The following is a 13107-nucleotide window of genomic DNA, read 5'->3' on the forward strand; positions in this document are numbered from 1 at the left end:
GCCGTCACGGAGTCGTCGTGAAGACCACATCAACCCAGTAGTTCGCCGAGTTCCAGGTGGAGGTCGGGAAGGCGACACCCGTGCTGGCTCGGAAGAGCCCGTTCCCGGCGTTCGCCGAGTCGGCCAGCGCCGTCAGCGGGTAGGAGACCGTGGGTTGGGTGAAGTGGTTGCCGGTGTAGGCGTACCGGCCCACGTCCGTGTGGTACGAGACCACGTACGGCGTGTTCGCGGTGATGGCGACCGGCGCGTCGAACAGCAGCGTCTGCCACCCGCTGCTGCTCTCGTTCGTGAAGGTGCCGGTGGCCAGCTGCGTACCGGTGTTCGACCAGAGGGAACCGGTGTGCGTGCCGGTGTTGGCGCTGCCCTTGTAGAACCGCACGCCCGTCACGTAGCCGTCCAGCGCCGAGCTGAACCGCATGCCAAGCTCCAGCGAGTTCACCTCGCTGGAGCTCGGAATCGCGGGCACCACGGAGTCGTTCCAGACCGAGCAGGGGCAACTGACCGACGTGCCGGTGGTGAAGGTCCAGGTGTAGGGCGTCGGCATCGCGTTGCCCCAGGCGTCGGTCGCCTGCACCGAGGCGGTGTAGGTGGTCGACGGGGCCAGGGCGGTCTGCGGCTGGATGGTCACCGTGCGCGTGGCGTTGTCGTAGTGGAAGCCGGCCGGGACGGAGCCGCTGCTCGAGGTGAGGGCGTGCTCGATGGTCTGCGGATCGACATCGTGGCTGAAGGTCGCGGTCAACGTGGCGTTCAGCCCGACACCGGTGGCCCCGGCCGCCGGTGTCTTCGCGGTGATCGTCGGAGGCTCGGTCTCCGCTCCCACCGTGTCGACGACGACATCGACCCAGTAGTTCGTGTCGTTCCAGCTGGCGTTCGGGAAGCCGCCGCCGGTGCCGTACCGGTAGACCCCGTTCGCGCCGTCCACACCCGACTGCAGCAGCTGCACCGCGGCCAGCCCCGCGCCCTGGCCGGCGAAGTAGTTGCTGGTGTACGAGTAGTGCCCGGTGGGGGTGTAGTAGGACGCCACATAGGTGGTGTTGGCGGCGACGGGCACGGGATCGGCGAAGGTCAGCGTCTGCCAGCCGCTCGCGGTCTCGTTGCTGAAGGTGCCCGAGGCGAGCAGTTGCCCCGACGCGGTCCACAGCTTGCCGACGTGCGTGCCGGTGTTGGTGCTGGCCTTGTAGAACCGCACGCCTGTGACCAGGCTCGGCCCGCCGACCCGGAACTTCACGCCGAGTTCGTTGGGCGAGGGGTCGTAGGAGTCGATCCCGGTCGGCACGGCGGTGGTCGGGAAGGCCGTGCAGGGGCACTGCTGGGGCCCGACGGTCACGGTCCTGGTGGTGACCGCCCCGATGTTGAGGCTGTCGTCGGAGGCCCGGACCATGATCTGCGCGGTGCCCTGGGTGCTCGGGGTCCAGGTGTAGGACCAGTTCCCCTGCCCGGTGGCCGCCGCCCAGGTGTCGCCACCGTCGGTGGAGACCTCCACCCGCCCCAGCTGGCCGCCACCGACCTCCGTCGCGGTCCCGGTGACGGTCACCGGCGTGAGGACCGGCACGGTGGCGCCGGCCGTCGGCGCGGTCATGGCCACCGTCGGTCCCGTGGTGTCGGTGGACTTGGTGGCGGCGACCAGGTTGGCCTGCCGGGTGAGCGGCTGGGCGCCCATGTCGGCGAGGATGTTGACGGTCGCCTGCTGCATCCGTTGGTCCTCGGTGCTCGCCAGCATCGTGTGCAGGCTGCTGAGCCCCCACGACCACTGCACGGTGCCGGCACCGAAGACCAGCGCGCCGGAGGACTGGTCGCGGTAGGCCATCAGGCTGTGGGTGGCCGTGCCGTTCCCGTAGTTGTTCCCCTCGTCCAGCAGCAGGGTGCCGTCGGTGATGGACACCGTCGTCGACGAGAAGGCCACCGCGCCCGGCGGGCGGACCGGGTTCTCGACGTCGGAATCCCACTCGTAGCCGAGCGTGCCGACGGGGAACGTGGCCACCTGCCCGGGTGACAGGTTGTTGATGGACGGGATGTTCCGCCACAGCCGGAGGCTCCGGTACGCGGCCGGCACGGTGATCGCGTCGTTGCGGTAGCCGTTGACCGTGAAGATGGTCCCGGTGAGCTGGTTGGGCGGGGTGGCCCCACCGGAGCCGGCGCCCGCCGAGTCGACCCAGGTGCCGGTCCACTGCCCGCTCGGGTCCGCGATTCCGTTCGGCGGGTTCTGCCGCATCTTGGTCATCTTGTAGCAGACCAGGGTGCGGTTGTCGCCGCCGCCGCTGGCGACGGAGGGCTCCAGCCGGGTGCGCCAGAAGATCTCGTTGCCGCTGAAGAAGGCCAGGTTGACGCCGGCCTCGCGGGCGGCGACCACGTTGTCCCACTGGGGCTGGTTCCAGTACTCGTCGTGCCCGGAGGACATGAAGACCTTGTGGTCGAGCAGGATCGACGGTTTGGTGCTGACGTCGATGCCCGAGGCGTAACTGACGTCGTACCCGTTGCGCTCCAGCCAGTAGATCATCGGGAACTCGGCCGCCAGGATGCCGTTGTCGCCGGCGATCCGCATGGGGCGGTTGTAGCTCACCTTGTAGGCCCGGCCGTCGTACGCCGGCCCGCCGCCACCGTAGAGGTCCTGGCCGCCCCAGTCGTTGTACGCCTGCCAGGTCTGGTCCGAGGTCTGCACCAGGATGTCGGAGTGGTTCGACGGGTCCGCGACGACGAACGGCACGTGCGCGAAGCCGGCGCCGTTCGGCTGGTCGAGCGTCGCGAGGTAGACCCCGGAGACCGCGTCGGACGGCACCGTCCAGGTCACGTTGGTGGTCCAGTTGCCGCAGTCCACCAGGCCGGTGCCGGCGTCGTGCAGGCAGGCCGGCTGGGTGCGGGCGGGGAGGCTGCTCGCCGGTGAGGTCGGCATCCGTCGAGCGCCGTCGCCGCCGTAGTAGCCGAGCCGGTAGATGTCGACGTCGAACGTGGTCGGGGACTGCACCTTCAACTGGAGCGTCTCGCCCGGCTGCACGCTCATCCGGGTGGCGAATCCCTCGATATCGCCCCAGGCGCTTTCGCCGTACCAGTCCTCGCGCGGTGTGCCCTGTTTGGAATTCTCACAGACAACGGGGTTGGAGCCGGTGCCGCAAGGATCGGACACGGCGGAACTCGCTGACGCGGGAAGAAGCACCAAGGCCGCTCCCGTGGCCGCCGCTATCGCGGCTCGAAAAACCCGAGATCTCATACCGATCGCCTGCTTCTCAAAGGATGGCCGCCGGACGCTCCTGAGCGTACGTAAGCGGAAGGGAGATACCAGATCTGGCGGTGTCGGCTGTTCACACCGATCGGACAGTATGGTGCCGGGCATCGACCGACGATCGTTCCGCGCCGTGCAGCCATTCGGCTCACCGGGCGGCGCCGACCGGGCGGATTCTGGTCATGACGGCCGGGGCAGCGTCTCACCTGAGGGCGTGCCGTCGATCGAACCCACGACATTGTTCGACCACTCCGCATAGGTGACCCGGCAGTCCGGTCCGCATTGGCTGGTGCGTCCCCAATGTGTCGGGCCGAAGACATTGTCGTGCAGTCGCAGTCCGATCCCGTCCTGCGCATACAGGCCGAATGCGCCGAGTGAGATGAAGCTGTCCCGCACCAGATAATTCCGCAAAGTGGAGCCGCCCTGACTCTGCGTGAACAACACCGCCGTTATCGCCTTCCAGTAGCCCGGCACCTCCTTCCCGGTGAAGGCGTCGACCCCCGGCTCGAGGCGACTGTTGCTGATCGTCACCGGCCCGCTGCCGCCGTACGGGAAGACGCCCCCGGTGTGCGCCTGGGACGGGTCGGCGAGGTGGGCGATGTAGTTGTCGTGGAGCCAGCTCCGCTCGATGGTGACGTTGGCCCCGCACAGGCACATGCCGCCGGTGTTCGCCACATCCACGCCGCTGAGCCGGATCGTGCAGGTCGCACAGTCGTTGATCGCGTGGTCGGTCAGCGCGGCGTTCTGCTGCCCGCCGCCGACCGGCTCCGGCCGGACGGTCGTGTTCCTGATGTTCACGGTGAGGCGGCCGGCCGAGTTGGCGTTGACCAGGATGGCCCGGTTGGCCGAGCCGGGCGGCGGAGCGATGATCGAGTTTGTGATGTTGACCGTGCCGTGGCAGTTCGTGCCGATGTAGACGAAGGCGCGGAAGTAGATCCGGTCGAGATTCACCGTGCCCTTGCAGTCGTACAGGTCCCACTCCTTGCTGGCCCGGTCGTGCGGTTCGAACACCCGGTAGCCGGCCGGCACGGGCAACCGGGCGTCCGACTGCCGGTAGCGCCCGACGCCCGGTGCGCCGACGGAGAAGCGGGCGGGATAACGGCCACCACCGGTGGGGTCGGCGGCCCGCGCCGCGGCGGAGGCGGAGCCCGCCGCGGTGACGGTCGGCGCGGGGGTCGCCTCATCGGCGGTGGTCGGGGCGGTCGGGTCCCCGGCGGCGGCGGTCCCCGCGTGGCATTCCGCCGGGGTCGCGCAGCCGGTCGGGTCGGCCGCACCACGGTCCAGCGCCACCACCGCCACGGCCGCACCGACCAGGAGCGTGCCGACCGCGGCCACGATCGGCCAGCGCCTGGCGGTGCTGCGCCTCTTCTCCGGCATCGACTCTTGACCTCCTCCTGGCTCCGGCGGTGCCGCGCCGAGCCGAACTACCGCAGTTCCCAGTCCGTCCAGTAGCTGTTCGGGTTGATCACGTAGTCGACGGTCGGCTCCGGGATGTGCTCCACCCGGTGCCGCCGGCTGAATCGGTAGATCAGCTCCCAGTCCTCCTTCGGCGCCACGGTGGAACTGCGGCGCAGCCGGCTGAACACCAGGTCGGACGACCGTCTCGCCACGAAGGGGTTGGAGTCGAGGAAGCACCGCTCCCAGGCCAGCCTGCGGTCGAAGGGTACGGAGAGGACGTCGCGTTGCCGCCCGTCCGGCGTCAGCCGGCGCATCGCGGTGTAGACCGCGTCCGGTCGGGGGCGCGACGGGTCGCCGCTCTGCAGCCGGTCGAGCGCGGTCTGCAGGTGATGCGGGTGCCAGACGTTGTCGTCGTCGAGGAACGCCACGAACCGGGAGTCCGTCAGGCCCATCCCGATGTTGCGGCTGATCCCCAGCACGTTGATGTTCCGCCGGAGGCTCACCACGTGCAGTCGGGGGTCGGCCGGCAGTTCGGGGATCTGGTCGCCGCCGTCGTCGATGACGACGACGACATGGTCGGTCACGGTCTGCGCCAGCACCGACTCGACCGCCCGGCGCAGTCCGTCCGGCCGCTTGTACGTCAACACGATCGTCGCGACCAGGGCACGGGGCTTGGCGCCGCCGGGCAGCGTGGCGAGCAGCCGGGCGATCTCGGACCGTTCGAACCGGTAGAGCCCGACCGCGGTGTGCCCGAGCAGCACCTTGTTGCGCAGCTCCTCGAGGGGCAGCCAGCCGAAGGTGGCACGCAGGCGCCGCTTCACCCAACCCATCTCTGAGTCTCCACTCAACTCTGTGCGACCGTCGCCAGCGACTTCTCACCGTCGCGGTCCGCTTCACGGTCGGGTTGCGACCGGTACCCCAAGCTCCGTAGCAGCGGCAGGACGAAGGGCAGATACACCGCCAGGGCGGCCACTCCGATGATGGCCAGCGGCAGGAAGCCGCCACCGAGGAGGAGGTGCATCCCCCAGGCCAGGCCCCCCATCATCACCCCGCCCAGCACCGGCCGGACGCAGGCCCGCAGCATCAACGCGGGCCGGATGCCCAGCCGGGACAGCACCACGACGAAGACCGGCGCGACGAGCAGGCCGGCGACCATCACCTGCCCGGCGGCCACGCCCTCGATTCCGGACCCGTGGGCGAAGAGCAGGAGCACCGGGGTGAGGCTGAACAGCCACCAGGCCTGCATCACCATGAGGGTCTTGCGCACCCGAGTGGCCAGGCAGTCGTACGCCAGGTCGACGGCGACCCGGATCAGGCCCAGCGCCACCAGGAACTGCAGCGCCACCGCAGCCCCGGCCCACTGGTCGCCGTACACCAGGCGGATGACCGGGTCGGCGAGCACCCCCAGCAGCACGCAGCACGGCACCGCGGCGGCCAGCACCACGGCCAGCGCCCGCTGGAAGCCGACGGCGAACGCCTCCGGCGAGTCCGCGAGGCGGGAGAAACCGGCGTAGGACACCCGCCGCACGGTGTCCGACACGATCCGGACCGGCCAGCTCGACATGTTGAAGGCCATCGCGTACAGGCCGAGCGCGGCCGGACCGAGCACCGAGCTGACGACGACCGAGTCGACGTTGACGATGCCGAGGGTGAGCAGGCTCGCGGAGGCCAGGGGAAGCCCGAACCGCAGCAGCCGCACGGCCTGCTTCCGGTCCCAGCCGAACCGCAGCATGTCCGGGGCACAGAGCCCGAAGCCGATCAGCGCCACGACGTTGCCCGCGAGCGAGCCCCACGCGAAGGCCATCGCCCCCGTCCCGGCGGCGGCCAGGGCGATCGTGACGACCGTGTTCACGAGGAAGTTGGCGACGTCGACAACGGTGCGCCGGAACTGCTGGAACTCGCGGTTCAGCTTGCCGATCGGCACACAGGCGATGCCGTCGATGACCACGGTGAGGCAGAGCAGCCGCAGCATCGCCGTCGCCTCGGGGGACCCCAGCAGGCGCGCCACCGTCGGCGCCGTGACGAAGAGCAGGAGATAGAAGACGCTGCTGGAGAGGGTCGACAGCGTCAGGACCGTCGGCGCGAACCGTCGGATGTCTTCCGGCCAGCGCACCAGCGCCAGGCTGACGCCCATCTCGTTCAGGGAGAGCAGCATCGCCAGGACCAGCAACCCGACGGCGTACAGCCCCCACTCGTACGGGCCGAAGAACAGCCGTGCCAGCACGACGCCGGTCGCGAACGTGCCGACCCGCCGCACGATGGTGTTGATCATGCTCCATCGGGCCGCCGCGGCGACCTTCCGGTTCAAGTCCGTCACGGAGCCGGGTCTCCCCTCTGGAGCTCCTCTGCGCGGGCGATGCCGAGGTACGCCCCCGAAAGACCGAGAAACAGGAAGGTCGTCCCGGCCACCATCGGGAAGCTAAGCGTGTCGAAGGTGAAGGTCACCACGAGCATCACGAATCCGACAGCAACGAAGGCCTGCCCGGTCTCCCGGCGGGCCGGATCGGTGAACCGTCGCCGGCCGGCTGCGCCGCAGTGCAGCATGGTGACGTAGACGATGACGATGCTCGCCACGCCGACGATGCCCATCTCCAACAGGGCGAGGAGATACTGGTTGTCGGTGTAGCGGTACACCAGCGGCAGGAAGGTGCCGAATCCGCGGCCGGTCCAGGGCCGCTCGACGATGTAGGCGTTGACGCTCGCGCTGGTCGCGGTGCGGGACTGGGTGCTGTTGTCACCGCCGTTCAACATCGCGCTGAAGAGTCCGATGATCGTCACCACGAGGCCCGGGAACAAGAGCCTCGCGGCCGCCAGCGCCGGCAGCACCGTGGCGAACGTCCACCCGACCCGCCGCGCGCTCCAGGTCGGCAGCAGCACGAGCATCACCACGACCAGACCGACGACGGAGGTACGGGAGACGGTCGTGACGGCCCCCGCGGCGATCAGCACGACCGGCAGCCAGCGCCGCAGCGCGCCGCGCTCTCCGCCGTGGAACGCCTGCTGGAGCGCGAACGGCAGTGCCAGCGCCATGACGGTGGCGAGTTCGAGCGTGTTCGCCGAAGTCGCGGTGGGCCGGACGAACGAGCCCCTGGTGACCAGCTCCTGGCCGCCGCTCGACATCCCCGGGATCTCGATCCAGCCGGTCAGGCTCGTGCCCAGCACGAACTCGCCCAGGGCGACGACCGCGATGACGGTGCAGCAGCGCACGAAGACCCGCAACAGGCGGTCGAGGTGGTCGTAGCTGCGGACCGAGGTGGCGAGCAGCACGATGGACGTCCACACCAGGAGCTGGATGAGCCCCCGGTCGGCCGCGCTGACCTCGAGCGGCTCCGCGTCCCGTCGCGCGGCGGCGATGTAGCTGAGCAGGACGGCCACCACGATCCCGAGGAGGGCGAGCCGGGGCGCCCGGGTGAAGGGTGCCGGCCGGGCCCGTCTCATCAACCAGCTGACCAGGAACCACACCAGGCCGGCGAGCACGGCGAGGTTCGCCACCGTTCCGGTCGCCCCGATGCCTGGGAACACCAGCCGGGACGGCACGAGCATCAACAAAACGACGTAGAGGGTGAGCAGCGAATGCGGCCCGAAGCCGGCAAGATGCTGCTCGGACGGGTAGACGCGGCCGGTTCGCCGCGGCGCCGGGACCGCAGGTCGGCGGCTAGCTACCGTTAAGCCGGTCGACATTCTGGCCTCTGCCGTGGGACCGCTCGGAAGACCGGTACGTGGTGGACGGCGTCGCCGGCGACGCGGGCTTCCACGTCGTGCCCTGCGGCCTCGGGGCCGGCCCCGTCCCGGGCCGCACGTTGAGGATCACCGTCGCCTCGGCGCCGCCGGGATCGGCGCGGCGCTCGGCGTCGCGGCTGGCGACGACGGGCTTGCCCGGGGCGGGAGGGGCGGGGCGGGGCGGGTTCGCCGGCGGTTGCGCCGGCCGGGGCGGTGCCGGTCGGGCCGGAACGCTCGCGGAGCCCCCGGCGGCGGGCGCGGTCGGCTCCTGACGTCGCCGGCGGGAACGCGCCAGGCTCTCCACCACGAACGTCAGCAGCACGGCGAGCGCGGTGGTGCCGCCACCGGCCGCGATCACCACCTTGAGCTTGTCCTTGAGCTGCGGTTCGGGCTTCTGCGGCGGGATGATTTCCGTCATCCGGACCATGTCGCGCGACTTGACGCCGTTCTCCGCCTGGATCTTCGCCAGCTTCTCGTCGGCGTACCGGGCGATCGTCGCGGTCGAGGCGAGAAGGTGGTCCGGGTCCGTGCCGGTGACCGTGAAGGTCAGGAACGGTCCCTGCGCTCCCTCGGCCAGCCCGACCTCGAAGTCCTCGGTCACCCCCAGGTCGAGCAGCTCCGCCTGGGCACCGGTGGACTGCAGGCTGCGTCCGAGGAAGTCGGCGGTGGCGACGAGCGATCCGTTGAAGTTGAGGAACGGGTTCTCGTTGTTGTCGCCCGGGGTGGCGGCGTCGGTCGCAGCCGGCGAGCTGAGCAGGCTGACGGTGGTGGTCGACTCGTACGTGGTCGGCACCAGCACGAAGGCACCCACGCTGAGTCCTACCGCCAGGAGCATCATCGGCAGGATGATGTACCACCGGGTGCGAACCACCGAAAGGATCTCGCCCAGGTCCAAGACGCCCCCCTACCCCTCTAGGACGTCAATCATCGCTGAATACGGAGCTGTCCACGACACCGTGGAGATTTTTGGCGCCAAGGTCGAAGCCAAGCTATACGGATCGGACCACGAGGGCTACCTCCGATTCGGTCGAGTTGCTTGCTGCATTCGTCCATACCCGCGTGGCATCCTCCACGCCTGAGTAACCGGACAGCATTGGCGGCGAGCAGACCAGAAAGGACCCGAAGGCATGTATATGCCCGATCTTTTCGCAGTGCTGCGTCGACGGTGGTATCTCGTCGTCGTCGGCATATTGGTCACCGCGCTGGCCGCTCTCGGCGCGAAGCAGGTCACGCCCCGCTACCTCGCCTCCGAGGTCGTCGTGATGCAACCGCCGGTCTCGCCGTACGCGCCCAACCCGATGACCGGGCTCTACCCGTCGATCTCCATCACCGGAGCCGCGGTGGCGCAGCGGCTGAGCGCGCCCGACGCCGAGGCTCGTCTGCGGGCGGCGGGGGTGACCGGCCCCTACGCGTTCCAGCCCCGCAACACCGGCACCAACCAGGAGCCCCGGTACGTGATCGGCTCGATGACCGTGACGACGATCGCGTCCGACGAGGAGAGTGGGCTGCGCGCGCTCGCCGCCCTCCGGGCCGCCTTCGAGCAGGAGCTCACGCGCTTGCAGGACCGGTGGCGGGTGGCCCGGCAGTTGCGCATCACCATCGCGGTGCTCGTGCCGCCGAGTGCGACGTTGCTGCCGCACTCGTCGTCGCGGGCCCTGGCCGGCGCCGGGCTGCTCGGCATGGTCGCGACCCTGGCGGTGACGCTCTGGGCGGACGAACTGCTCGCCCGCCGCCGGAGATCCCGCCCGCGCCAGCCGGTCGCCGCGGCCGGGTAGCGGGGCGCGGTGGCGTCGGCGCAGGCCAGGACCCGAGAGTGGACCGGTTCGATGATCTGGCTGTAAACATCCCGACACGCCGGGCAACCCAAAGGGTGATTGTTTCACGTTTCGCCGACCGGGAGCGTACGCAGGGAATCAGCTCGCGAGTCAACCGAGGTGACCCGGACGTGAAAAGTTCCCGGCCCCAAATCACCATCCTCGTGGCCAATCTTCCCGCCGAGCGTGATCGTCGAGTCATCAGGGAATGCCTGAGCCTGGAGGCGAACGGCTTCGACGTCACCGTCATCGCGCCGCGTGGTGACAAGAGCCTGCGTATCCTTCCAGGCAGTCGCGGCACCAGACTTCGGCCCTATCCGATCTTGATGTACGGCCATGGCGTGTTCTCGTACGCCGTCGAGTTCGGCTGGTCATTTTTCTGCATCGCGATCCGCCTGCTCGCCGAGATATTCCGGGGCCGGGCGCACGCCGTGCAGGTGTGCAATCCACCCGACGTCTACTGGCCGCTGGCGCTGCTGCTGCGGAGCCTGGGCCGCCCTTGGGTCTTCGACCACCACGACCTCTGTCCCGAGGTCTACGCGTCCCGTGTCGGTACCCCGAACAAGTGGGCCTTCCGGGTCCTGCGCGCCTTCGAGTGGCTGACCCTGCGCACGGCCACCGAGGTCGTGGCCACCAACGAATCGTTCAAGGACAACGCCGTACGCCGGGGCGTCGCGCCGGGACGGGTGACGGTGGTCCGCAACGGTCCGACCCAGGGGGAGACAACCCGGCCGAGCGAAACGACCGAGCCGGCGGATACCCGGGAGCCGGAGCAGAAGGTGGTCTACCTGGGTGTCTTCGGTCCGCAGGACAACGTGGAGGGCGCCGTGCTCGCCGCCGAGCAGTTGACCCGCCGCCGCGGACGCACCGGTTGGCGCATGGTGCTCGCCGGTGACGGGGAGAGCATGCCCGCCCTGGAGAGGCTCGCCGCGGACCGGGGCCTGACGGACGTCGTGGAGTTCACCGGGTGGCTGGACGGCAGGGCCGTAGACGAACTGCTCCGCAGCGCGACGATCGCGATCCAGCCCGATCTGCCGACCCGGATGAACCAGCTGTCCACCATGGCCAAGACCGTCGAGTATCTCGGGCGCGGGGTGCCGGTCGTGGCCGTGGACCTCATCGAGACGCGACGCAGCGTGGGCGAGGCCGGGGCCTACGTCCCCACCGGCGCGCCGGAGGAATTCGCCGAGGCCATCGACGAACTGCTGGACGATCCCGCCCGCCGGGCGCGGATGCGGGCGGTCGGCCTGACCCGCTTCCGGGAGAGCCTCGCCTGGGAGCACCAGGCCGACGCCTACATCGCGGTGTGGCGCCGGCTGCTCGCCAAGCGACTGCCCCACGGCGTCGACGCGCCCGCCTCCCCCGTCGGCGCGGAGGCCGGGACGGTCAACCCTCCCGGCCGCGACGCCGGGCGGGCCGAGGGCGACCGGCCGGAGACAGCGGCGCGGGTCACCGCACCGTGACCAGCATCGTCGTCGCCGCCCACAACGAATGCGCCGTCATCGGCCGCTGCCTCGACGCCCTGCTGGCCGAAGCCACGCCTGGCGAGTTCGACGTCACCGTCGTCGCCAACGGCTGCACCGACGGGACCGCCGCGATCGCCGCCGCGCGGCCGGGGGTACGGGTCATCGAGCTCGCCGAGGCAGGCAAGCCGGCCGCCCTCGACGCCGGAGACGAGGCCGCGCGGGGCTTTCCGCGGATCTATCTGGACGCGGATGTCGTGCTCTCCACCCAGGGGGTACGGGCGATCGCCGCAGCGCTCGACGGACCACACCTCGCCGCGACGGTACGCCGGGAACTCGACCTGACGGGCCGGCCGATGCTGGTGCGCGCGTACTTCGGCATCCACCGGCATCTACCGGTCTTCCGCGACGGTCTCTTCGGACGCGGCGTGGTCGGGCTGGCCGAGGCCGGGCGACGCCGCTTTGCCCGGTTCCCGGCGCTGGTGGCCGACGACCTCTTCCTCGATTCGTTGTTCGGCGCGGCCGAGAAGTGCCAGGTCGACACGGTGAGTTCGCGGGTGGCGACCCCGCGGCGCACCCGGGACCTGGTCCGCCGGCTGAGCCGGGTACGAGGGGGCAACTCGGCGATGCGGGCCGCCGCCGACCAGGGCCAGGTCGGCGCCACCGTCCGCCCGCCGGCCCGGCTCTCCTGGCTCCGCGACGTCGTGCTCCCCCGACCCTGGCTCGCCCCGGCCGCGATCTGCTATGTGGCGATCACGGTCCTCGCCGCGCTGTCCGCCCGGCGCGACCGCACCGGTGCCGCCGGTTGGGCGCGCGACGACTCATCCCGACAGGAAGAAGCGCATGCCCGAACCCAGTAGCCGCGTGGAAACCGGTACCGACATCAACATCTGTTTCCACGGTGTCGGGGAGCCACGCCGGGAACTCGAGCCCGGCGAGGAGCGCTACTGGATCCAACGGGATCAGTTCCACGCCCTGCTGGACGAGTTGGCGACGTGGCCGTCGGTGCGGATCAGCTTCGACGACGGCAATCTCTCGGACCTGCGGATCGGGCTGCCCGGTCTCACCGCACGCGGCCTGTCGGCCGACTTCTTCGTCCTGGCGGGGCGGCTCGGGACGGCCGGCAGCCTCGACGAGGACGACGTACAGGAGCTGCGGGGCCACGGCATGACGATCGGGACGCACGGGATGCACCACCGCTCGTGGCGCGGGATGGACGGGCAGACGACGTACGACGAGCTCGTGGCGGCCCGTGACCGCCTCGCCGGGGTAATCCGGCAGGACATCACCACGGCCGCCTGCCCGCTCGGACAGTACGACCGGCGGGCGCTCGGCGAGCTCCGACGGCTCGGCTACACCGCGGTCTTCACCAGCGACCGCAGACCGGCCCGGCGAGCGGCGTGGCTGCAGCCGAGGTTCAGCGTCCGCCGCGATGACACGCCCGCCTCGCTGCGGGAGAAAGGCGGGGGGGGGGAGGGGGGGGGGGGGGAGGGGG

10 protein-coding genes are annotated in these 13107 nt (G+C 70.3%); 4 read left to right on the plus strand and 6 right to left on the minus strand.

From position 1 onward, the window contains the following. Window positions 1-4 precede the first annotated feature (4 nt). The 6 genes from ACL02O_RS31205 to ACL02O_RS31230 all read right to left on the minus strand — a co-directional run bounded on the left by ACL02O_RS31205 (window position 5) and on the right by ACL02O_RS31230 (window position 9230). Window positions 5-2998 carry a DUF4082 domain-containing protein gene (locus ACL02O_RS31205; protein ID WP_412821768.1) on the minus strand — a complete coding sequence of 998 codons (2994 nt, stop codon included), beginning with the start codon at window positions 2996-2998 and terminating at the stop codon, window positions 5-7. Window positions 2999-3397: 399 nt separating this feature from the next. Next, on the minus strand, window positions 3398-4594 hold the full coding sequence (locus ACL02O_RS31210) for a hypothetical protein (RefSeq protein ID WP_412821769.1): 1197 nt from the start codon (window positions 4592-4594) through the stop codon (window positions 3398-3400). A 47-nt stretch (window positions 4595-4641) separates the two neighbouring features. Continuing rightward, window positions 4642-5436, minus strand: a complete 795-nt coding sequence (locus tag ACL02O_RS31215) for a glycosyltransferase family 2 protein (RefSeq protein ID WP_412821770.1) — start codon at window positions 5434-5436, stop codon at window positions 4642-4644. 23 nt (window positions 5437-5459) lie between these two features. Next, the gene (locus tag ACL02O_RS31220; RefSeq protein WP_412821771.1) at window positions 5460-6932 is read right to left on the minus strand and encodes an oligosaccharide flippase family protein; all 1473 of its coding nucleotides are present in this window, start codon (window positions 6930-6932) and stop codon (window positions 5460-5462) included. Then, window positions 6929-8296, minus strand: a complete 1368-nt coding sequence (locus tag ACL02O_RS31225) for an O-antigen ligase family protein (protein ID WP_412821772.1) — start codon at window positions 8294-8296, stop codon at window positions 6929-6931. Before ACL02O_RS31225 ends, ACL02O_RS31220 begins: the two co-directional genes overlap by 4 nt. Then, window positions 8271-9230, minus strand: a complete 960-nt coding sequence (locus ACL02O_RS31230) for a YveK family protein (RefSeq protein ID WP_412821773.1) — start codon at window positions 9228-9230, stop codon at window positions 8271-8273. Before ACL02O_RS31230 ends, ACL02O_RS31225 begins: the two co-directional genes overlap by 26 nt. A 238-nt stretch (window positions 9231-9468) precedes the next feature. Between ACL02O_RS31230 and ACL02O_RS31235 the strand changes: the two genes are divergently transcribed. From ACL02O_RS31235 to ACL02O_RS31250, 4 genes are all read left to right on the plus strand, one after another. Continuing rightward, a complete protein-coding gene (locus ACL02O_RS31235; RefSeq protein WP_412821774.1) occupies window positions 9469-10110 on the plus strand; it encodes a hypothetical protein in 642 nt (213 codons plus the stop codon). 203 nt (window positions 10111-10313) lie between these two features. Then, window positions 10314-11612 (plus strand): glycosyltransferase family 4 protein, encoded by a 1299-nt coding sequence (locus ACL02O_RS31240; protein WP_412821777.1) that lies wholly within the window; start codon window positions 10314-10316, stop codon window positions 11610-11612. Beyond that, a complete protein-coding gene (locus ACL02O_RS31245; protein WP_412821775.1) occupies window positions 11609-12472 on the plus strand; it encodes a glycosyltransferase family 2 protein in 864 nt (287 codons plus the stop codon). The genes ACL02O_RS31240 and ACL02O_RS31245 overlap by 4 nt, the downstream gene beginning before the upstream one ends. Window positions 12473-12476: 4 nt before the next feature. Beyond that, window positions 12477-13107, plus strand: a 631-nt coding sequence (locus ACL02O_RS31250) for a polysaccharide deacetylase family protein (RefSeq protein WP_412821776.1), incomplete at its 3' end; no start/stop codon positions are given.

Origin of the sequence: Micromonospora mangrovicola (assembly GCF_047200535.1) — a bacterium.
In the GTDB taxonomy this organism is placed as follows: domain Bacteria; phylum Actinomycetota; class Actinomycetes; order Mycobacteriales; family Micromonosporaceae; genus Micromonospora.